Below are 19,695 nucleotides of genomic sequence, written 5' to 3'. Positions count from 1 at the left end.
GGGCGCCTCACCTCTGTCGGCGGGACAATCCGCCGGAACAGCGCCCATAACTCGTCCGGCACCAACCGCTCGACAAGATCCGTCATGCACGGTTCAACGAACGATCACGCCATAAGAAACGACGTCTTACTCGCGAGCAGGTTCTCAGCCGGGGATGGCTTCGATCCGTTCGCGGTTGAGCAGATAGGTGGGCAGGCAGGGCTGCTTGGGGTTGACGGGGAAGCCGGAGCCGTACGCCAGGCTTGTCATCGCCAACGGTCCGAGTGCCACCCGGGCGCGCGGCGTCGTTGAGTCGCTCCAGTATGTGCCGTGGTGCGCGAGGGCTTCGGTGAAGGCGTCAGGGTCGCGTGTGATCAGGCGATGGAAGAGGGCGACCGGCTGGCGAACGAGCTCCGGATCCACGACAACGATCCCGGACCGGATGGGCTTGGGCATGTCGGCGTAGCGGGTCACAGCCGGGCCTCCAGTCGCGCTTGCAGTGGTGCGTAATCGTGTCCTGGGAACAGCTCGGGGAACACGTCGAGCATGGTCCTCATGTGACGGGAAGCCATTTCGAAGTCGTACGTCTTCTTCGTCTTCTCCGTGATGTCACAGAAGAGGAACTGCCATCCAGAAGTTCCCTTGGTGAGAATGAGGGCGTCCAGGTACTCCTGATAGTTGATATCCATGCGGATGGTTCCCAGGCCCAGATGGAAATACCACAACTCCGGGTCCGAGGCGCCAGGCTGGATTCTGATGGTTGCCTGGTGGCCAGTTCCGCTCTCCGGCCTGTCGTCGATAACACGAAGCTCTGAGTGGAGTTTACGCTCGGCAGGGGAGTCGCTGCTTACGGAGAACGGAGGGGGAGTAGTTGCGAGTGCATCCGGAAGGTTGGCAATTCTGAATTCCCCCACGAGCTCTGCGTCATCCTCTTCGATGCACCAGCAGGTCCAGAGGCAGTTGAATCGCACGTAGCTCCGGTGGAAGTAGGGGGCCAGCTCCATCCCGTATTTCTCTGCTGTCGACCGGAATGTTGACCCGGCGTCCTCGTCGAAGCCTGCTATCCCCTCGTTTGCCTCCTCCAGGACGGAAAGACGTTCATTTCCGACGATCTCCTCCTGCATTTGCGTGAGTCGACGCTCGTACGGTGTGAGGTGACGCATCCTGCCTCCTTCGCGCGCGATTACTACTGCCTGTGCTGCTACTTGAAGGTGAGTCGGGAAAGGCTCTCTGCTTCCAGCCTTCTGAGTGCCTCTATGAGGTCAGTGTATTTTCCCAGCGGCCTGCCTTGCCTGGTTTTGGGGTGATTTCCGAGGTCATCCACACCTCTCCCCTCACGATCGACCAGCTCCCTGTAGGAGCGCCCGGGACGGGCGTAAGGGTGCGGGTCGTCGTGGTCGCTGCCGTAGACCCGCCAGCGCGGCTCGCTCATGCGCCACAGTCTCCGATTCGCCACTGACACCGGCGAACAGGCCCACTGACACCAGTTCGCAGGCTCCGCGGACACCAGTGCTGCCGCCGGACCCCGCCCAGTGGGCCCGGCGACGGAAGTGGCGTGAGTGGCTTGCCTCGCCTGAGGTGGAGTTGCTGAGCGTCGCGGGAGTCGCGGGTCACGAGATAGAGGGCGACGTTTGGTACACGGCCAACGTGCGGTGGCTGTTGTACGGCCTCGCGGCTGACAGCCCTGACGCTGCTGCCGAGTATGTTGCCGGCATTTGGGAGATGAAGATGCACTTCTTTGCTTGCGGCAGGGAGGAGACGCCGACCCTCCTCAAGCCGAGTGAGCCGTCGCTCCCGGACACTTCCGACACGACATGCATGGGAATCTTGCGGAAGCTTAAGGAACGGGTCGTCGGGTCTCCTGGCGGGCTGTGAGGGATCTGCAGGCCGCGGTCTCCCCGGCTGAACGTCGGCTCGCCCAGCAGCTCGATATCGCGGGCGCCCTGAATCTCAACTTCACCGAACAGCTCGCCGATTCCCTCCCGAAGTTCCGCCTCAACGAGGTTGTGGGGCGCCGCGTGGCCGAACAGTTCGCGACCTCGCTCCCCAAGCTCGACATCGCTGCAATCCTGCCGCGGACCCGCATCCCTGACCTCTATGCAGCTTCTTTGCCCCTCACTCTTGGAGTGGTGCCCACCCCTGATGACGGGCGCGAGCAGGAGGAAGGCGAGCAGCTGTCGTCCTCCGGCGCCGCTGATGAACAGGAACCTGGTTCCGGCGGCGGCTTTGATGACACAGGCGAGGAGCACAAGGAGAAGTAGCCGATGTGTTGGTCACCTCCGAGCGCCGCCGCCGCTGTCCCGGGCCGTGACCGGCGCCTCGCGTCGGAGGGGGACGTCAGTCGGTCGACGTGACGAGAGCGATGATCTCTTGCGTCAGCTGCTGCGGATGTGCGGTGATCAGCGATGTGCTGGTCGATCTCCAGTCGCTGTAGACGATGCTTCCGTCGGCTTGGGGGCGGCCATCAGCGTCTCGAAAGAGGGGCCACTCGCTGTCGCCCCGGTGGAAGCTGAATGTCCATGACGCCGTCGAGCGGCTCGGCCTCAGCCTGGTCGAGATCACCCCGGCGGCCACGGCCGACGAGATCCTTGTGCCGGCCGCGGAATCCGACGAGATTCCTGCGGACGCCATGGGCGCCCACTGGGCACTGCCAGGCGACCTGGAGTACATCTGGCCCCACATCGGCCTTTCCGCGGATGCTCCACGGGAGGTGAAGGAGGTCAAGCTGCGCGAACTGATGGCCACCCCCGCCTGGGCGAGCGCCCCGGCCGGGCTGCACCGCGAGGCCGACGATTTCCTCAGCAGCAATTGACCGGCACTCCACGGACGGAGGGCCAGGAAGGAGTAGAGGTTATGGGGGAAGCGGACGCCATGGGGGAAGACCGCGAGGAGGCCGAGGGCGCCATGCGGCGTCACTGGGAGACCATGGTGGACCTCGGGAACAGCGTTGCGGGGAGCGGGCTCGCCGGTCTCGGCGAGCAGCTGCAAACCTCCGGCCCGTCGCCGGAGGGCCTACGCCACAGCCCTGTGATCATTGACACCGATATCGGCGGTGACGCCGATGACGCGCTGGCCGTTGCCGCGGCGGCCCGGCACGTGCCGGAACTGGCCGCGGTGATTACGGGAGACGAAGCCGCAGGGCAGCGCGCTCGCTTCGCCCGGCACCTCCTGGACGCCATGGGCCGTAGCGACGTGGCCACGGTGGCCGGGGCCCCCTTGGGAGCCACCCGCTACTACTGCGTGGACGACTTGATTCCCCCAGACGTGCCGCCGCAGCCCACCGACGTGGTGACTGCGGTCCGTGAGGTATGCGCCTCCACCACGGGGCCGGTGCGGTGGGTTGGCATGGCCCCGCTGAGCAACCTCGCCCGGGTCCTCGCCGAGGCCCCGGAGGTGGCTGCGCAATTGCGCGTGACGCAGATGGGGGGAGCACTCAGGTACCGCAACCCCGAACGCGCCGAGCACAACGTCCGGCTCGATGTCCCGGCCGCTCAGGCGGTGCTCGCGGCGGTGGCCGAGGGCCGCCTGCAGACTCCGGAGTTCATTTCCTCCGAGGCGACGTTCACGCCGCAGATGGCGGTCACCGAGGACAGCGCGTTGTACGCGGCCCTGAACGCCACGGATAACCCGGCGTGGGCGCGGATCCTCTCCGACCATTTGGAACGGTGGTTCCGAGACTTCCACCCGGGCAGCATGCAGCACGACGCGCTCACCCTCTCGGCTGCGCTCGACCTCCCGTTTGTGGACTCGGAGCTGATGCCGATCACGATGGACAGCATCGGTCGCACGACCGCAGCGGAGCACGGCGAGGGGGCCGTTCTGCGCTGGAGTACGAGCGCGGAATACGTGCCCTTCATGAGCTGGCTCACCCAGGCGCTGAACCCGTCGAAGGCCGGCAAGGCCCCGATTGGCACGGTGGGCTGACGGCGGTGCCGATGCACACCTCTCCGCACTGTTGGGCCAGCTAGCGGATCTGCTGGCCGCCGAGCGCTCCCACGAGGCGGAAGCCGACCCCGGCGCGAGACCTCTCGGCCCTTTCACGCGGTATCCGCCGGCCGCGGTCCGCTACCAGCGCGGGGAGGTCCTGCGTCACTGGGCGACCGCGCCCAGGCCGTCACCGCGTTCCGGCAGTCACTGGCCCTGCGGCCACCGGCCCACCACATCGCCCGCGTTCTCACCCACGCGCAACTGGCCGGGACCTTGCCGGCCCTCGGCGAGCTGGACGCCGCGCTGGACCAGTGCCGCCAGATCATGGAGCACTACCCGCACACCGCCTCCCGTCGTACCACCACGGCACTGACCGCCGTCCGCCGCTCCCCCGCGCCCTACCGCAGGCACCCGCAGGCCCGGGAGATCCGCGACCACATCGTCCATCTGACCCGGCGCACCTCAGCGGCTTCCCTCTGAGGTCTCATGCGCCGTCGGCTCCGGCGGTGTGCCGGAGGCCGAGCACGCCGGAGATGTCGCGCAGGCACTCCTCGAAGACGGGCTCCAGGTCGGAGTAGGCGAAATCCAGCTGGTGGAGGACTTCCATGCACAGCAGGCCGTACAGCCGGGTCCAGCAGGTCAGAAAGACGTGGGCGGCTCCGGGCGGCAGCTGCCCGCCGATGGAGGCCGCGTAGGCGGTCAGTTGGTCGCGCAGCGACGCGGGCAGACTGCCCGGTTCGGGCGCCGCGAAGGGACGCTGCCGCCACAGCTCGACGGTCAGCTCCAGCAGGATCTTCTCGAAACGCCGGCCGGCCTGATGCCGCTGCGAGTCCGGTTCCCGGTTGGTGGCGGCGATCGGGCTGGCGAAGATCCAGCCGAACTCGGCCGGGTGGCCGATGGCCCAGGCGCGCATGGCGCGGCAGACGGCCAGGATCCGGTCGTCGACCGGAGCGTCAGGGCGGGCGTCCCTGGCCTGTTCCATCGCGGCGGCCAGCTCGCTGAAGAAGTCGGCGGTCACCGCCCCGACCAGCACGTCGTGACCGGCGTAGTAGTGATACAGGGCGGGGCCGCTCATGCCCACCTGTCTGGCGACCGCGTTGATGGTCACCGCAGCCGACCCCTTCTCGGTCAGCAGCTTGCGCGCCGCCGCGTGGATCTCTTCCAAGGTGGCTCGGCGCTGCCTCTCCCGTCGGCTGCCGGTCTGTGCGGACATCGTCACCCTTCCCCGTCCCTCAACCCTTCGCGTTTCCGGGCCCGTTGACACTTTAGAGCACCTATGCTTCCTTAATACCTATAAGCAAACCTAGAGATATTAAGGAGACGAGTCGATGGAAGCTCGCTGGTGGGTACTGCTCGCGGTGGCTGTGCTGTCCGTGGCTGTGTGGTGGGGGTTCTCCCGAGCCGCTCACGTACGGCGCGGCCTGCGCGGCCCGTACGCGCGGCAGAAGGGCGGGGACCGGCGATGAGGGCACTCATCGTGGGCGGAGGCATCGGCGGTCTGGCCGCCGCCGCGGCTTTCCACCAGCGCGGCTGGCAGCTTGAAGTCCTCGAACAGGCCCCGGAGTTCACCGAGGTGGGCGCGGGACTGGCCGTACAGCCCAACGGGCTGCGCGCGCTGGACGCGCTCGGCCTGGGTGACATGCTGCGCTCCGGCGGAACGGCCGCTCCACTCGCGGGGGTCCGCAGCGCCGACGGGCGGTGGATGATCCGCAACGACGTCGCGAAACTCGAACGGCGCTTCGGCCCGTGGGTGACGGTGCACCGGGCGGCCCTGGTCGACCTGTTGCGCACGGCCGTGCCGGCCCGGGCTCTGCGGCCCGGCACCGAGGTACGCGAGGTACGGGCCGACGGCACGGTCCTGCACAGCGGCGGGACGTCGAAGGCCGATCTCGTGGTGGGCGCCGACGGCGTGCACAGCGTGACGCGACGGTCCGTCTGGCCGCGCCTCCCCGGCCCCCGCTATGTCGGATACACCACCTGGCGCCTCATCGCGCCGCCCCGGCACGTCGAGGGGAGCGTGGAAACCTGGGGCCGGGGTGCGCGGTTCGGGCACGCGCCCCTGCCGGACCGCCGCGTCTACTGCTATTTGATGGCCAACGCACCGAAGGGCTCCAGGACCGGCCTGGCGCAGCTGTGTGAACGGTTCGCGGACTGGCACGACCCTGTTCCCGCGCTGCTGGGTTCCGCCGACAGTGACGCGGTGCTCCAGCACGACACCTACGAACTGCCGGCACTGCACACCTATGTCCGCGAGCGGGTCGCCCTCCTCGGAGACGCGGCACACGCCATGACCCCGAACCTGGGGCAGGGCGCCTGCCAGGCCCTCGAAGACGCGGTCACGCTCGCAGCGACGGTCGACGAACTCGGCACGGAGGCCGGGCTGGCGGCCTACGACCGGGTCCGCGTCCCGCGGACCAGGATGATCGCCCGACGGTCGCGGCAGGCCGGCTCCCCCGCGCACTGGACCTCGGTGCCGGGGACCGCGCTGCGGGACGCCGTTTAGCGCACCAAGGGCAGTTTCACACCGTGACCTTCGAGGCGGCAGCGGCTGCCGGCTGCGGCGAAAACGGATAGACACGGCGAGTTCATCGATGACGGGGCGCCGGTTCCTCAGCCAGTCGGAACGAAGTCGCTGTGTCCAGCGCGGCGCGGAGGAACGCCTGCTCCGACGGCCGGTCCCTCGTCGAGGACCGTCGGATGACCGTGATCCGGCGCCTGATCGGCTGCCGGAAGGGGAAGACGTCGACCCCGGCGGGCCGCAGCGGCAGTGCGAGTTCGGCGACCAGAGTGATACCGAGACCCGCTGCCACCATCGCCATCGCCGTCGTCTGCTCGTCGATCCGATGCACGATGTGCGGGGTGAAGCCCGCGGTCCGGCACACCGACCACAGCGCACGCCCGAACTCGGTGTCCGTCCCGGACGCGACCCAGGAGCACCCGGCCAGATCCGCGAGCGCCACCGGGGCTCCCAAAACGGCACGGTCGTCGCCCACCTGGGCTGGACTGTCCGCCGAGGAGCGCTGCGAAGGGGGCACCCGGGACAGCCCTGCGGGAGCCGTCGGCGCGCCCAGGCATCCGCGCGGCGCGACGAGATGGAGGTGTTCCACGCCGACGAGGGTGGACTCCATGGTGGCGTACCGCGAACCACAGCCGGGCGCGTCCGGATAGTCCAGTACAAAGGCCAGGTCGAGGTCTCCGTCGCGTACGGCCGACTCGGTTTCCTCCGGTACCACCTCGCGGGTCGTGACCCGTACACCTGGGTGCCGCTCGGCGAGGGTTGCCAGGGTGGGTGGCACCAGGGTTCCCGCCAGGGTCGCGAGTACGCCCACGGTGAGATCGGCGGTGAGCGTCTCCCGTGCCTGCTCCAGCGCTATCCGGGCCCTCTCCTCAGCCGCCAGCACGTCCCCGGCGTGCTGCGCGAGCACCCGCCCGATCTCCGTCAGCCGCACTCGGCGCCCCACATGCTCCAGCAGCGCCACGCCCACCTCGCGCTCCAGCGCAGAAAGCTGCTGGGAGACGGCCGAAGGCGTGTAGTGGAGCGCCTCGGCCGCCTCCGTGAGAGTGCCGCAGCGGGATAGCTCCCGGAGCATCCGCAGTCGGTTCAAGGAGAGTTCCATGAAGCAAAGCTAAAGCGATTACTCAAGGAAGTCGCCATGGACGTGAAGTATTGCGGAGACCACACTGGCTGCACAGCCGCGATCGCCCGATGGTCCCCGTTCGGCAGCACCCACGTCAGTCCCCACTTGTCTCACCGAGCACGCCCGGTTCAGCGCGCACAGCCGGCATCGACATCCGAGAACTGCGGCTCTCGGCCTTCCTGTTCAGTTTTCCGCGCACCCACCGCAGCACAAAGCGAAACGCACCGTGCGCGCCCAGCGGGCCACCGAACTGTCGACGGAGATCCATAACGAGGAAGAGGAGCACATGGGCACCACAGAGCACGGCGAATACACCCCCGACATCACCCAGCTCGGCACTGCTCCGTCGCCAGGGTGGCTCACCTCGCAGAGCGCGGCGGCTGTACGGACCGCCGAGGGGCCCGCCTTCGACGCAGCCGAGTACCGCGCGCGGCTGAATGAGCTGCGCTCCCGGATGTCCCGGCTGCCGCTGGACGCGATGCTGGTGTTCCGGCCCTCCAGCGTGGAGTACTTGTGCGGCTACCACACGGCCGAGACTGCGCCGCAGCCGCTGCTGGTCACACCGTCCGACACGCACCTGTACATCCCCGACCTGGAGGTCGGCAGAGCGCTGGCCAGCTCACTCGTCGGGAACATCCACTTCTGTGGTTACGCGGACGCGCTGCGCGGCCTCGAACTCTTCCTTGAGCACGCGGCGTCGGTACTGCCTCAGAACGCCCGGGTCGGCGTCGAGACCGGGCACGCCTCCACGCCGCCGCGCGCGCTGGACATACTGCGCGGGCACGGGTTGGTGCCCGTACAACCTGATTACCTCGTCGAACGAGCCCGTCTGGTGCTCTCGGCCGCCGAACTGCGCCTGGTGGAGGAGGCGGCCGTGCTGACGCAGCGGGGAGTGGAGGCGGGAGTGGCCGCCTCCGGGGAATCCGCGGCCACCGACTCCTCGGTGGCCGCCGCCATCGCCGCCGCGTTGTACACCGAGGCCGACTCGCCCTCCGCCTGGGGGCCGGTCGTCGCAACCGGACGGCGAGGCGGCATCCCCCACTCCAGTTGGGTGGGACGGCCGTTGGGCAGCGGGCCGACCTTCATAGAGTTCGCCGGCACTCGTGCCCGCTACCATGCGCCGGTGATGCGCACCGTGGTACGGGAGGGGGCGCTGGGCGCCGCAGATCAGCGGCTCGCCGAGCTCGCGCGAACCGCCGTGGCCGCCGTGCTGGAGACCGCCGCGGACGGCGTCCCGGCCTCACACGTCGCGATCCAGGCCGGGAAGGCGCTGGGCCCGCTCCCGGTCGACGTGATGTTCCATCAGCTCTTCGGGTATCCCGTCGGCCTGGCCCACAAGCCGCACTGGATGGACGGCGCCCCCTTCTACATCACCCCGGACAACCACGAGTCCCTGGTGAGCGGAATGGTGTTCCACATCCCCGGCTCCTTCCGTTCCTTCGGCACCTCAGGGGTCGGTTTGAGCCAGACCTTCCTGGTGGAGGAGCGCGGCACCCGAGTGCTCACCCACGGCCCGGCAGAAATCATCGAGGTGTGACAGGGCACCGCTCAGCACCTCAGCCGTGCTGGTGCCGGAGCCCCGAATCAGGAGGCCTGGGAGGATAGGGGGAGGGACGTACGGGAACCGGCCCTGCGCAGGGTCTCGGTCGCATGACTCAGCGCCGCGTAGTGACGGCCGCGGTGATCGGCAACGCCACCGAATGCTACGACTACGCCACCTACGGATATCTCGCCGTGGTGCTTGTCAAGGTGTTCCTCCTCGCAATCCGAACCTGGATCCCCCTTCTCCCCTCCTTCGCCGGCTCGTGCTTGTTTTCGCAATCCGTCCGCTGGTCACGCTGGTGCCGGTGCTGATGACGGAAATCCCTCGGCTGACAGCCACCCCGCCCCGACTCCATCCACAGACAGGAGGATTCTGAAATGTGCGCGGAAACTGGCCGCACGGTCCCCGAGCATGTTGCCGTCGTCGGCGCCGGCATGGCCGGACTCTCCACCGCGTGGTTTCTCCAAGAACGCGGCGTGCGCGTCACAGTGCTGGACCGCAAGCGAGTCGCCGCCGGATCGTCATGGGGCAACGCGGGCATGCTCAACCCTGCCTTCACCGTTCCGCTGCCCGAACCCTCGGTCCTGCGCTACGGACTCCGCTCACTCCTCGACCGCTCCTCGCCGGTCTCCATTCCGCCGACAATGGACCGGCACCTTTGGTCGTTCCTGTTGGCGTTCGCACGAAACTGCACCGCCTCGCAGTGGCGGCGGACGATGGCGGTATTCAACGAACTCAACCGCCGCTGTCTGGCCGCGTACGAACAACTCACCCAAGGCGGCGTCAGTGCCCCTGTGCGAAGCGCCGACCCATTCGTCATCGCCTGCCGTGAGCGGCACGACAGCGAGCATGTACTGGACGAGTTCGCTCGCGTGCACGCGACTGGTGGTGACGCGGTCGAATACGAGACCGTCACCGGCAGCGAGCTGCGCGAACTCGAACCCGTTCTCAGCGCCGAAGTGCGCACCGGAATCCTGGTGTACGGGCAGCGTTTCATCAACCCGCCCGAATTCCTGGACACGCTCGCGGACGAGGTACGCAAACGCGGCGGTGCGATCATCGAAGACTGGCCCGTGAGCCGGGTCCGTGACCTCGGGGCCGCCGGCGTCGAACTGGTCCCGCCCCTCACCGCAACGGCCGCCGGCCCCCTGCGCGCCGACGCGGTCGTGCTCGCCGGGGGCGCCTGGCTCAACGACCTGGCCCGGCCCTTCGGCGTACGGATGAGGGTCCAGGCAGGACGGGGATACAGCTTCACAGTGCGGCCCCGAGCCATGCCCACCCACCCCATTTATCTGCCGGGCCAGCGACTCGCGTGCAATCCGCTGGGCGACCGCTTCCGGATCACCGGAAGCATGGAATTCCGCTCGCCGGACGCCCCACCGGACCCACGCCGCATACGCACGCTCATCGACTCGGCACAGCCGATGTTCTCCGGCATCGACTGGAACGATCGCCGGGAGGAGTGGGTGGGATCACGACCCTGCACCCCGGACGGGCTCCCCCTGATCGGCCCCACCCGCTCGCCCCGCGTCCAGATCGCCGGCGGACACGGAATGTGGGGCATGGTGCTCGGCCCTCTCACCGGCACACTCCTCGCCGACTCCATGACGAGCCACGGCGACGTGCCACCGCTCATGCGCCACTTCAACCCCTTGCGCTGACCCCTCCCCCACCCGGTCGAGACTCCTTCGCCCTCCCCGCGGGCGGCCCTGGGGCCGCCCGCCCAGCGGGTGACTTGCTCGCCGAAGCTGCGGGCTCACACTCGTCGTTCCGCGCACAGCGCGTCGCGGTGGCGTGCGTCGGCGTTGCGCCACCGCAGGGTGCGGCTTGCCGCCGCGACTGGGGCAGGTGGCGGAGCGCTGCCGGCGGCGGCTTCCTCCACGGTGTCCCCCGGACCGGACAGGTCCGGCGCGATACCGGCGCCGGCGTGGCCGGTGAACCAGTCTTCTTGCCGACGAGCGCACGGGGGTCTCACGTTGCTCGGTCCGAAGCCGACTCGGTCCCGCTCACGGGCCTGCGGGCTTGTACGCCTCCTCAATTACGGCTGGCGGAGAGGACGGGACAGCCCGTCAGGGGCACCTGCCGATAGCCGTACGGAGAATGGGTGGGAGGCGCGAACCCGAACCGCTCCTGCTCCCCGAACGCGCGCAGAGCAGTCCTCGCCCGTTGGCCTTGTGCGCTGACACGTTGCCCTCTCTCTCCCCGCTTGCCTCTCGCCCGCGTACCCCATGGCGCGAGGGTCCTCCGGTGGGAGGCGTGGAGCGTTGACGGTCCGGTCAACGCCGGTTCGCCGGGCCATGGCTCAGCCGGACAGCGCAAGGCCGCTCCGGTGTGCGGTGCGGTGGCGAGTTGGCTGAGGAGCCAGCGACCGTGGCACTCGCCCGTGCCGCGCCGCCGCCCCCGGACAACGGGCGGTGGGCGTGGGAATGAAAGTCGACGGTTGGCGGACGGGCCTGTTCGCTGAGCATGACGTCGCCCCACCTTCAGACCTGCATCGGCGACATCATCACCCGAGCCCTGCCCAAGACCGCCGAGGCCGCGGCGAATTCTCTGGGGCTCACTGACTGTGGTGTGACGTTGTGCTCCCCCTGCTCGTTGGGGGTGTCACGGCGGTTCTTGGGGGGTGTGGCTCTGCGGCGGATCGTTGCGATCGACTCGTGGAGTGGGGATACGAATGCGTGCATTCCTTGTACGTATGCCATCGGGCACGCGGTACTGGACCGTGGTCGACGACCGGTGGATGGTCGTCGGGGAGGCCGATCGGTGTCCTCATCCACAGTCCACTCGACATGGTGTTCTCGCCCCACGGCATCATGAGCCCCTTGCCAGAGCACCACAACGGTGCCCACTGCCGAGTGCACTCGAACGACCATGGGCCTCGACGGGGCCGCCTGCACTGCCTCTACTTTGACCAACAACCCCCATCATCCTCGACTGACTTACCAAACATTGTCGCCGGGACAACACGCTCTTTAAGGAGCGCTTTCAGAAAGCCGGGAGTCTGCGAACGAAATTCATGCAACGGGCGAGTTGGAGGAATGCGTCGTGGACGTCGTCGCGGAATTCCCAGCGCATACGTAAGCGTCGCGGGCCGTGGAGATGGGCGATGGCGGATTCGGCGACCCAGCGAACGCGGCCCAGCCCGGAGCCGTGGGCCTGTCCGCGCCGCGCGATCTTCGGGGTGACGTTCCGCTCACGGAACCTCCGGCGGTAGATGTCGTGGTCGTAGCCCCGGTCGGCATACACAGCCCGGGGCCGGCAACGGGCGGGTACGGCGCCGCCGGATCTGGTGACGCGGGCCCCCGGATGGTCGAGTTGAGCTGGGCACGGTACGAGTGCGCCAGTCATCGCCGCCGAACTGGCCTGCAGCTACAAGACGGTGCGGCGGCGGCTGCTTCGCTTCAACCGCTGTGGCTTGGAAGGCCGGCGGATCCAAGTGCTACGGGTCGGCTGCGGTGGATCACCGAGGCCGGGCGTTCGAGGTCACCTGCACGCAGTGCGCGCTGCTGAGACCCACCGGCTGCTGGAGCCGCGGACGCAGCGGGCGGCTGGGACCGGAGCGGCCGATCTCCCTGAAACAGAATCCGCACTCGCCGTGAACTTTTCCGCCGGACCCGCCATCGAACCCCACGTACGGCCCGGTACCGCCGACACGCTCCGCACGACGTCGGCCGGTACGGGATGTGTGCACCGTACGGACTGGACACAGAAAGCCGACGGCCATATGCCCCGGCTTCGTCTCAAGGAGAGAGATGCGCAAGAAGTTCACGAAGATGGCTCTCGTTGTCGCCGGTGTCGCCGCCTTCTCCGGCGCAACCGCCGTGAGCGCCCAGGCGAACGGCGGCCCGGGCACGCCGGGCGACGGCATTCCGGACGCGACCTACAAGGTCAAGAGCTTTGAGCAGTGCAAGAAGTGGGGCGACAAGCTGACGGACGAGGAGTCGGACAAGTATGCCGGCTACGCCTGCTGGCAGGGCAAGAAGGGCCAGTGGTACATCGACCTGATGCTGTGAGCCCCGCAGCCGGACGCGCGGGACAGGCGCTCGGCCATCGTTCAGTGGGCCGGCCGACAAAGTGTCCGTCGGCCCGGCCCACTGCCGTCAGGCCCTCCGTCAATCGCGCTCCTGCTGAGGCCGCACCGGCTGCTGGAGCCGCTCCGTGCCGCGGACGGCGCATAGGAGACCGCGTACGGCCAGCTCCGCATGTCACGGCAGACGGCGCACCCTTGAAGGTCGACGCCCTCACGTGGCTGTCCCGGGGCGACTACCACCCTGCCCTCGGCGATGTGTCCGCAAGCCTCACGTACCGCAACGGCAATCAGGTGCTCGTCGTGAGGTTCTCTGCGGCGACGGACTCCTCCTTACCGCCGATCCGGGTGGCTGACGGGCCCTGCCAGAACGCCGCTACGCTTTCGGACGTGGTCCGTTCCGGGCGCTGACCGGAGAGCACGGCTCCTGTTCCGGGCAGGAACGAAACACCGGTTCAACGAGAGCGGTCTGGCCCGCCTGAACCCTCAGCGGGCGGGAGACCGTCCCCTCCTGTGTACCCCTGACGTCGGTCGGGGACTTCGCCATCCAGACGGCACGACCCGACCCGCCAAGCTCGGCCAGCCTTCACCCGCTGGTCGATCCGGCAAATTCGCCGCATACCTGCGCCGCGTCGACGGGCGTGTCGCCCGCATCGGCCGGGACGCCTTACGGTGCGTGCTCCTGCGCCGCGGCACCACCTTCCAGCGCGCCAAGACCTGGAAGGAGTCCCCCGACCCCGAGCGCGACGCCAAGCTCGACCGCATCGAACAGGTGCTGGAACGCTTCCCGGACCGGGTCTTCGCCTTCGCCTTCGCCTTCGACGAATTCGGACCGCTGGGAATCCGGCCGACCGCAGGCTCGTGCTGGGCCGAGCAGGGCAACCCAACCGAACGATCATTGGGCTGCTCAGCCATCGGCCATGCTTGTCGGGCCGGGAAGCGGTGGGACAGAGATAGCCGAGGTCAAGGACGTGGTAGAAGTTGTACCTGTCCCCGTGCCCAGTGCCGCTTTGCGTACGACCAGGTCACCGCGGTCATCAGGGCCGGGATGGCGAACAGCGGGGCGAAAGCGAGCCCCCAGACGGTCTGTGCCGTACCGCTCGACATGTACGTCTGGCTCTCGACGGTGAAGGCGACCACGAGTTGCCACAGTGCCACCAGAACCAGGACGCCCGAGGCGGTCCAGGCCAGCGGGGTGAGGACCCTGGGGTGCAGCGGCCTCCACCGGTCGCTGACGAGCAGCAGCGGAAACAGAGCGGCAAGCTCAGTGAGGACCGAGAGGCCGACGACGTATGCGACGCCCCAGCCTGGGATGTCGAAGACATCGCGCAGCACTTGGTCGCTGTAGCCCACATAGACACCGGATGCCATGGCGATGCGCCACAGGCCGGACGGGACGGCGCACAGAGCGATGGCGTGGGCAGCGCGGCGAGCCCACACAGGCGCAGGTGTGGAGGCAGGGAGAGGGGCGGTCGCTGTCGTCATGACGTACATGCTGTCCCTGGACATGGCGGCCACGCTTCGTCCGCTACGGCGGACCGTATCCGCCCTGCGGATGAGGGCGCACCCGCTGAGGGAGGACCTGAGGAGGGCTCAATCGCCGCACATGTTGGGTTGCCCAACCGTCCCGCGAGCGAGTACATCGCGACCAACCCGGTGAACGTTTGGGGTCACAGCACTAGCGGGCCTGAGCTGATCCAGGCAGGAGGAGACACCCACGACAGGCCCGATGACAACGGCGAAACGCAAGACGAAGCTGACGGTTCGCCAAGGTGAGGGTAGGGCTCGGCCGGCCCGTGCAGGCTTCCTCGTTCAACTGGGGGAAGCGCCTTCCCGAGCCAGGCGTCTGGTCATGAGCGTGATGGCGGCCCAGGTGATCAGCGATTCCGAGCGCTCGGGCAGGCGTTCGTCGTCTCTCGCGTGGCGGCGTGCGTACATCATCGACGCAAGGCTTCTCCCAACGTCACCACCGTGGGGGCAGGACGACGAAGCCGGAGGCGTCCCGGGGCCGGGAGATCGTTTTGATCGTCAGGGTTCAGAGGGCCGAAGTCGCCCTGTGCGCCCCTTCACTCGGGCGGGACGATCCCGAAGACTCCCCTCGCCGCTGAACGGCTTACCTGAGACTCCTTCCGTTCCAACTCCTCGGCATCCTGTGCCCGGCCCGTCCGGCGGAGCAGGACGGCGAGTGTGCGAGCGGCTTCGGGGTGTCCTGCGGTGACGGCGCTGCGGTAGAGCTCCTCGGCCTTCTTCGTGCGTCCGGCCTGGTCAAGCAAGTTGCCGAGCTGGTAGGCGGCGTCCGTGTGCCCGGCATCAGCGGCGGTGCGGAGGTACAGCCGCGCCTGTTTGGTGCGACCTGCTTCCTGGAGCAGACGGCCGAGGTTGTACGAAGCGGTGACGTGTCCGGCGTCGGCCGCGGTGCGCAGGACGATCTCGGCTTCCTCGGGCCGTCCCGTGTCGGTGAGCAGATTGCCGAGGTTGTTCGCGGCGCCGAGATGTCCGGCGTCGGCGGCGGTACGCCATGCGGACTCGGCCTCGTTCGGTCGTGTGGCTTCGTGGAGCAGATTGCCGAGGTTGAAGGCAGCGTCGGGGTGTCCGGCATCGACCGCGGTGCGGAAGCAGGTCTCCGCCTCCTCGGTACGTCCGGTCTGGTACAGGACAGTGCCGAGGTTGTTGAGAGCGCCGAGGTGGTTGCCGTCGGCTGCTGAGCGAAGCGCGGTTTCGGCTTCGTCGAGGCGTCCGGCTCGGTGGAGCAGTACGCCGAGGTTGTTCGCGCCCGCGGGGACGCCCGCTTCGGCTGCGGTACGCAGGAGGGGTTCGGCTTCCTCGATCCGTCCGGTATCGAGCAACAGCTTGCCCAGGTCGGCGGTAGCGGTGATGTCTCCGGCCTCGGCTGCGGCACGCCAGATGTGTTCCGCCTGGTCTGTACGTCCCATCTGGACGAGGAGAAGCGCCAGACTGTTGACGGCTTCGCTGAGCCCGGATTCCGCCGCGGCGCGCAGGAAGGGCTCGGCTTCCTTGAGGCGTCCCGCCCTCCACAGCATGGTGCCGAGATTGTTGGCGGCAGCCGGCAGTCCGGCGGCGGCCGCGGCGCGCCATACGGCCATGGCCTCGTTCTCGCGTCCTGTCTCATGGAGGAGGGCCCCGAGACCGGAAGCTGCGGGGAGGACGCCGGCATCGACCGCGGTACGCAGGAGAGGTTCGGCTTCGTCGGCGCGGCCCGCTTCCCGGAGCAGGAGGCCGAGGCTGCTGGCCGCGGCTGTGTCTCCAGCCTCGGTCAAGGGCCGGAGGACGGCTTCGGCTTCCTCGACGCGGCCGGTGCTGCCGAGGAGAGCGCCGAGATTGACGGCGGCGTAGGTGTTTCCCGTGTCGGCCGCGGAGCGGTAGAGCTCTTCGGCCTCCGCCGTCCGTCCGTTCTCGTTGAGGACATTGCCGAGGTTGTTGCGGGCGGCGTCATTGCCCGTTTCGGCTATGGGGCGGAGGAGGGCTTCGGCTTCCTCGAGACGGCCGGTTTCATGGAGCAGGGCACCAAGGCTGGTGGCCGCTGTCGTGTGTCCGGCGTCGGCCGCGGAACGCAGGGCGGTCTCGGCTTCCGCCAAACGTCCGGCTTTGTGGAGCAGATCGCCGAGGCTGAAGGCAGCGTCGGTGTCACCGGCGTCGGCCGCGGCTGCGTAGAGCGCTTCGGCGTCCTTGGTGCGGCCGGTGTTGCGCAGGAGGACGGCGAGGTTGTAGACGGCCTTGGTGTGTCCGGCGTCGGCTGCGGAACGCAGGGCGGTCTCGGCTTCCGCCAAACGCCCGGCCTGGCAGAGCACAGTGCCCAGGGTGTTCGTCGCCTCGCGGTCGCCTGCCTCGGCTGCGGACCGCAGCAGTTGTTCGGCTTCCTCTATGCGCCCGGTGTCGGAGAGCAGAATGCCGAGGTTGTTGGCCGCATAGCGGGTTCCGGCCTCTGCCGCGGGCCGCAGGGCAGCCTCGGCCGCGTCTGCGACGCCGTTCTGGTAGGCGTAGAAGCCGATGGTGACGCGCTCGTCCTCATCGGCCGCGGCGGCCAGTGCGGTGTTCCAGACGACATCGGGTACGGGGCCTGTGGTGTGTTCGGTGAGGTAGTCGAACACCTCCCAGAACTCCTCCGCGCTGTCGCCGTTCCCGTTACCACCGTCGTCCGGGGGTTGTACGGGGATCAGCAGGCTGGTCGCGCCGTAGCGGAGCCGGCCCGCCCATTCCAGGGCCTGCTCCAAGGGCTCGGGCCGCAGCCGTGGGCCGCCCTGTCCCTTCAGATAGTGGCTGTGCAGCTCGGTGAGCACAGCAGTGCGGTACGGCGAACGCAGCCCGGTCCTTGCCAGATCCACGGTGGCAGCGACGAGGGCCGCGCCACGCGGGTTCCCGCCCGGACGCCAGGCACGCTGCCACTCCGCCAGCAGCGCAGGACCGGCGGCGAGGTACTCCGCGATGCCGAATGACCCGTGGTGCACGGTGGCGTCGATGATCCGCACATCGTGGCTCTGCCGCGCCCGCTCCAACTCTTCCTCGCTCCAGACACGGACCACCTCGACAGGCTGTACCAGGTTCAGCACGCGCGCCCCTAGTTCCACGGCCGGCTGCGCGGTTCGGTTCATGTCCGGACGCTGCTGGTTGGCACGGTTGTAGATCTCGTACTGGCTGGTGCGCATCGTTGCCAGAATCGGCAGCCGCAGCCGCTCCACCTCCGCCAGGAGCGCCGGATCGAGCCCGCCAGGGCCGAAGTACCTCTGCACATCGTCCAGCCACACCACACACGCAACGCCCGTGCCCTCGATCACCTCAACCGCCGCCGGGAGGTCGGTGCCGACAGGCGGGGCGCAGACGCGGTGTTCGGGAAGTTGGGCCTGGAGAGCCGCATGGGCTGCACGGGTCTTGCCCGCCGTCGAGTCCCCCAGCACCAGAACCATTCCGCCGTCGCGCCCGGCTGCGGCCAGCCGCCGTCGCAGTTCGATGTCGATATCGCGGGGGATGTACGGCGGGACAGCGTCGTTCGCGGCATCGGGTCGCGCGCGGTGGGCTCCTGCGGCCAGTGCTCCCCACGCCTCGGCGACCGGCCACCGCGCGGGGTCGCGCAGGTGCGAGGGCGCCTTCTCCCCGGCCGTGATGACCGTGTTGCCGTCGCCGGTGACGACAGTGCCGGCATCGCCCTCGATGGTGACCGACCGCTCACCGCTCTTCGGCAGGTCTTCAGCTGACTGGCCGGTCACTGCTGTGCCCTGGTACCCGGACATGGAGGATCGGGAGAGTGCGCCGGTTCCCCCACTGTCTGCCTCGGCGGCTCGCGCGGCGTCTGCTGCATCGCGGGTGGCACTCGTCTCTGCCGTGCCGGGCGAGGAGTCGGTCGCCCGGTCCGGGCCGGCGGAGGAGGTCTTCTTCCTCGGCCACGGCAGGCCGGGAGTCATGCGAGAGTGTTTCCGTCCCCGGTGACGACCTCACCGATGTCGCCTCCCGCGCTGACGGCACGTTCTCCTGCTCGCGGGGTGCCTGGCGTTTCGGGCACGGGCGCACCGTCGTGCCCGCCGCTCCTGCTCTGCCCTGGCGGTACGTGCGGGTCGGGCGCAGCCCCGGAGAGACGGTTGTTGTCCCCTGTGACGGCCCGGCCGACGCTGCCGCTGACGGTGACCGAGCGCGGCCCGGTCGCGGATGCGGCCCCAGCACCTTCCCCTGTTCCGGGAGCGGGTGTGGCCGGGGGTTGGTAGAGAGCGTAAAGAGCCAGCACGAACGCAGCCAGGCTGGCCACGCTCCCCACAATGCCCGCTGCCTGTCCTGCGGTGTTCAGATCCCTGACGACGACCAACATCACCAGCCCCACCGACACCGCCGCACAGAGTACGGCAACAGCCCCCACCACAACGCGAGTTCTTCTTCTCACGCCCCCATGATGCCGCGATCGCATGAGGGCGTGAAGGAGAAACCGGGCACTCGCTTCGGACTCCAAATACTCTCTGTTGCCTGCCCGGACAATTCTTTCCGCATTTGATCTTCCCTGCTCGGCCCACGAATTCAGGCCAGATGCGTGGGGATCGGAAACCTGGTCGCGGCAGGGGACGGGAGTGTGTGCCGCCGGCGCTGGGTTCGCGGTCAGCTGCTGACGAGGTCCTTGAGCATCTTCTCCGGATCGTCCAACGCCTCCCGCACGGGAACGCGCTGCTTGTCAGCGCGCATTTGGATGAAGCCGTCGGCGTAGTCGGCGAGTTCGACGACCAGGTCGTAGAACTCGCCCTCATCCCGCGCGAACGTGTTGCCGAGCACCTGCGCGCCGACGCTGCCGTGGCCGCAGAGCATGCCGCGCAGGACGGGGAGCCCCGCCAGCAGGTGGCCGATGCGCGGAGCATCGTATCCCGCGTCCCGCACGCCAGGACTTCCGGGGCTCCCGGTCGCCACTGGCCGGCGGCGACCAGCCGCTCGACGACCTGCCCACGTTCGGACGCCGTCGCGTCATGACGGCACTGCTCAACTATCTACGGACAGACCAAGGCGCGGAGCAAGCGGACGCCAAGCGGGCTTGTACTGCGTCCACTTGCCGCTGTGCGCAGAAACGCGGTGGTATCAGCGCATCTCAACGA

The 19,695-nt window shown here is 68.5% G+C and carries 19 protein-coding genes and 2 pseudogenes; 10 read left to right on the top strand and 11 right to left on the bottom strand.

Annotated features, from left to right (window positions below; genetic code table 11):
- Nucleotides 1-144: 144 nt before the first annotated feature.
- From ACTWP9_RS32055 to ACTWP9_RS32045, 3 genes are all read right to left on the bottom strand, one after another.
- A complete protein-coding gene (locus tag ACTWP9_RS32055) occupies nucleotides 145-453 on the bottom strand; it encodes an Imm49 family immunity protein (protein WP_443249829.1) in 309 nt (102 codons plus the stop codon).
- Nucleotides 450-1,103 (bottom strand): hypothetical protein, encoded by a 654-nt coding sequence (locus ACTWP9_RS32050; protein WP_443249828.1) that lies wholly within the window; start codon nucleotides 1,101-1,103, stop codon nucleotides 450-452. The genes ACTWP9_RS32055 and ACTWP9_RS32050 overlap by 4 nt, the downstream gene beginning before the upstream one ends.
- Before the next feature lie 77 nt (nucleotides 1,104-1,180).
- Nucleotides 1,181-1,411: a hypothetical protein gene (locus tag ACTWP9_RS32045; protein ID WP_443249827.1), complete on the bottom strand. Its 231-nt coding sequence runs from the start codon at nucleotides 1,409-1,411 to the stop codon at nucleotides 1,181-1,183.
- Between the two features lie 146 nt (nucleotides 1,412-1,557).
- Between ACTWP9_RS32045 and ACTWP9_RS32040 the strand changes: the two genes are divergently transcribed.
- From ACTWP9_RS32040 to ACTWP9_RS32020, 5 genes are all read left to right on the top strand, one after another.
- Complete coding sequence (locus tag ACTWP9_RS32040) at nucleotides 1,558-1,854, top strand: hypothetical protein (RefSeq protein ID WP_443249826.1); 297 nt, start codon at nucleotides 1,558-1,560, stop codon at nucleotides 1,852-1,854.
- On the top strand, nucleotides 1,851-2,240 hold the full coding sequence (locus tag ACTWP9_RS32035) for a hypothetical protein (RefSeq protein WP_443249825.1): 390 nt from the start codon (nucleotides 1,851-1,853) through the stop codon (nucleotides 2,238-2,240). Before ACTWP9_RS32040 ends, ACTWP9_RS32035 begins: the two co-directional genes overlap by 4 nt.
- Nucleotides 2,241-2,416: 176 nt before the next feature.
- Nucleotides 2,417-2,791 (top strand): hypothetical protein, encoded by a 375-nt coding sequence (locus tag ACTWP9_RS32030; protein WP_443249824.1) that lies wholly within the window; start codon nucleotides 2,417-2,419, stop codon nucleotides 2,789-2,791.
- Nucleotides 2,792-2,832: 41 nt separating this feature from the next.
- Complete coding sequence (locus ACTWP9_RS32025) at nucleotides 2,833-3,903, top strand: nucleoside hydrolase (RefSeq protein ID WP_443249823.1); 1,071 nt, start codon at nucleotides 2,833-2,835, stop codon at nucleotides 3,901-3,903.
- Between the two features lie 276 nt (nucleotides 3,904-4,179).
- Nucleotides 4,180-4,386, top strand: coding sequence for a hypothetical protein (locus tag ACTWP9_RS32020; RefSeq protein WP_443249822.1), 207 nt, complete (start codon nucleotides 4,180-4,182; stop codon nucleotides 4,384-4,386).
- Nucleotides 4,387-4,390: 4 nt separating this feature from the next.
- Here the strand turns inward: ACTWP9_RS32020 and ACTWP9_RS32015 are convergent, their stop codons facing one another.
- The gene (locus ACTWP9_RS32015; protein ID WP_443249821.1) at nucleotides 4,391-5,119 is read right to left on the bottom strand and encodes a TetR/AcrR family transcriptional regulator; all 729 of its coding nucleotides are present in this window, start codon (nucleotides 5,117-5,119) and stop codon (nucleotides 4,391-4,393) included.
- Nucleotides 5,120-5,234: 115 nt separating this feature from the next.
- Here ACTWP9_RS32015 and ACTWP9_RS32010 point away from each other — a divergent pair, with 115 nt between their 5' ends.
- On the top strand, nucleotides 5,235-5,372 hold the full coding sequence (locus ACTWP9_RS32010) for a hypothetical protein (protein WP_443249820.1): 138 nt from the start codon (nucleotides 5,235-5,237) through the stop codon (nucleotides 5,370-5,372).
- Nucleotides 5,369-6,409 (top strand): FAD-dependent monooxygenase, encoded by a 1,041-nt coding sequence (locus ACTWP9_RS32005; RefSeq protein ID WP_443249819.1) that lies wholly within the window; start codon nucleotides 5,369-5,371, stop codon nucleotides 6,407-6,409. Before ACTWP9_RS32010 ends, ACTWP9_RS32005 begins: the two co-directional genes overlap by 4 nt.
- An 82-nt stretch (nucleotides 6,410-6,491) precedes the next feature.
- Here ACTWP9_RS32005 and ACTWP9_RS32000 read toward each other — a convergent pair whose 3' ends face one another.
- On the bottom strand, nucleotides 6,492-7,523 hold the full coding sequence (locus ACTWP9_RS32000) for a LysR family transcriptional regulator (protein ID WP_443249818.1): 1,032 nt from the start codon (nucleotides 7,521-7,523) through the stop codon (nucleotides 6,492-6,494).
- A gap of 247 nt (nucleotides 7,524-7,770) precedes the next feature.
- On the opposite strand from ACTWP9_RS32000, the gene ACTWP9_RS31995 reads away from it, so the two are divergent.
- Both ACTWP9_RS31995 and ACTWP9_RS31990 read left to right on the top strand, forming a co-directional pair.
- The gene (locus ACTWP9_RS31995) at nucleotides 7,771-9,081 is read left to right on the top strand and encodes a M24 family metallopeptidase (RefSeq protein ID WP_443249817.1); all 1,311 of its coding nucleotides are present in this window, start codon (nucleotides 7,771-7,773) and stop codon (nucleotides 9,079-9,081) included.
- Nucleotides 9,082-9,464: 383 nt separating this feature from the next.
- Nucleotides 9,465-10,748 (top strand): NAD(P)/FAD-dependent oxidoreductase, encoded by a 1,284-nt coding sequence (locus ACTWP9_RS31990; RefSeq protein ID WP_443249816.1) that lies wholly within the window; start codon nucleotides 9,465-9,467, stop codon nucleotides 10,746-10,748.
- A 1,324-nt stretch (nucleotides 10,749-12,072) separates the two neighbouring features.
- Here ACTWP9_RS31990 and ACTWP9_RS31985 read toward each other — a convergent pair.
- A pseudogene (locus ACTWP9_RS31985) lies at nucleotides 12,073-12,351 on the bottom strand (transposase); the annotation flags it as partial.
- A gap of 488 nt (nucleotides 12,352-12,839) precedes the next feature.
- On the opposite strand from ACTWP9_RS31985, the gene ACTWP9_RS31980 reads away from it, so the two are divergent.
- Entirely contained in the window at nucleotides 12,840-13,100 is a 261-nt protein-coding gene (locus ACTWP9_RS31980) for a hypothetical protein (RefSeq protein WP_443249815.1), read from the top strand.
- 977 nt (nucleotides 13,101-14,077) lie between these two features.
- Here the strand turns inward: ACTWP9_RS31980 and ACTWP9_RS31975 are convergent.
- From ACTWP9_RS31975 to ACTWP9_RS31955, 5 genes and pseudogenes are all read right to left on the bottom strand, one after another.
- On the bottom strand, nucleotides 14,078-14,608 hold the full coding sequence (locus ACTWP9_RS31975; RefSeq protein WP_443249834.1) for a hypothetical protein: 531 nt from the start codon (nucleotides 14,606-14,608) through the stop codon (nucleotides 14,078-14,080).
- 333 nt (nucleotides 14,609-14,941) lie between these two features.
- Nucleotides 14,942-15,146 (bottom strand): annotated as a pseudogene (locus ACTWP9_RS31970) (IS5-like element IS4811 family transposase); the annotation flags it as partial.
- Between the two features lie 34 nt (nucleotides 15,147-15,180).
- Nucleotides 15,181-18,531, bottom strand: coding sequence for a tetratricopeptide repeat protein (locus tag ACTWP9_RS31965; protein WP_443249814.1), 3,351 nt, complete (start codon nucleotides 18,529-18,531; stop codon nucleotides 15,181-15,183).
- Nucleotides 18,528-19,001 carry a hypothetical protein gene (locus tag ACTWP9_RS31960; protein WP_443249813.1) on the bottom strand — a complete coding sequence of 158 codons (474 nt, stop codon included), beginning with the start codon at nucleotides 18,999-19,001 and terminating at the stop codon, nucleotides 18,528-18,530. Before ACTWP9_RS31960 ends, ACTWP9_RS31965 begins: the two co-directional genes overlap by 4 nt.
- Before the next feature lie 209 nt (nucleotides 19,002-19,210).
- Nucleotides 19,211-19,483 (bottom strand): hypothetical protein, encoded by a 273-nt coding sequence (locus ACTWP9_RS31955; RefSeq protein ID WP_443249812.1) that lies wholly within the window; start codon nucleotides 19,481-19,483, stop codon nucleotides 19,211-19,213.
- Nucleotides 19,484-19,695: the final 212 nt, after the last annotated feature.

This window comes from Streptomyces sp. 3N207, from assembly GCF_052246355.1.
Taxonomy (GTDB): domain Bacteria; phylum Actinomycetota; class Actinomycetes; order Streptomycetales; family Streptomycetaceae; genus Streptomyces.
Note: the sequence above shows the minus strand (reverse complement) of the source record. Positions and strands in the feature narration are given on the sequence as shown.

What these genes read in the sequence shown, in the direction of transcription:
- ACTWP9_RS32050 (WP_443249828.1), bottom strand. Translation starts at nt 1,103, where the DNA reads ATGCAGGAGGAGATCGTCGGAAATGAACGTCTTTCCGTCCTGGAGGAG.
- ACTWP9_RS32045 (WP_443249827.1), bottom strand. Translation starts at nt 1,411, where the DNA reads ATGAGCGAGCCGCGCTGGCGGGTCTACGGCAGCGACCACGACGACCCG.
- ACTWP9_RS32030 (WP_443249824.1), top strand. Translation starts at nt 2,417, where the DNA reads ATGCTTCCGTCGGCTTGGGGGCGGCCATCAGCGTCTCGAAAGAGGGGC.
- ACTWP9_RS32025 (WP_443249823.1), top strand. Translation starts at nt 2,833, where the DNA reads ATGGGGGAAGCGGACGCCATGGGGGAAGACCGCGAGGAGGCCGAGGGC.
- ACTWP9_RS32015 (WP_443249821.1), bottom strand. Translation starts at nt 5,119, where the DNA reads ATGTCCGCACAGACCGGCAGCCGACGGGAGAGGCAGCGCCGAGCCACC.
- ACTWP9_RS32010 (WP_443249820.1), top strand. Translation starts at nt 5,235, where the DNA reads ATGGAAGCTCGCTGGTGGGTACTGCTCGCGGTGGCTGTGCTGTCCGTG.
- ACTWP9_RS32005 (WP_443249819.1), top strand. Translation starts at nt 5,369, where the DNA reads ATGAGGGCACTCATCGTGGGCGGAGGCATCGGCGGTCTGGCCGCCGCC.
- ACTWP9_RS32000 (WP_443249818.1), bottom strand. Translation starts at nt 7,523, where the DNA reads ATGGAACTCTCCTTGAACCGACTGCGGATGCTCCGGGAGCTATCCCGC.
- ACTWP9_RS31990 (WP_443249816.1), top strand. Translation starts at nt 9,465, where the DNA reads ATGTGCGCGGAAACTGGCCGCACGGTCCCCGAGCATGTTGCCGTCGTC.
- ACTWP9_RS31980 (WP_443249815.1), top strand. Translation starts at nt 12,840, where the DNA reads ATGCGCAAGAAGTTCACGAAGATGGCTCTCGTTGTCGCCGGTGTCGCC.
- ACTWP9_RS31975 (WP_443249834.1), bottom strand. Translation starts at nt 14,608, where the DNA reads ATGTACGTCATGACGACAGCGACCGCCCCTCTCCCTGCCTCCACACCT.
- ACTWP9_RS31965 (WP_443249814.1), bottom strand. Translation starts at nt 18,531, where the DNA reads ATGACTCCCGGCCTGCCGTGGCCGAGGAAGAAGACCTCCTCCGCCGGC.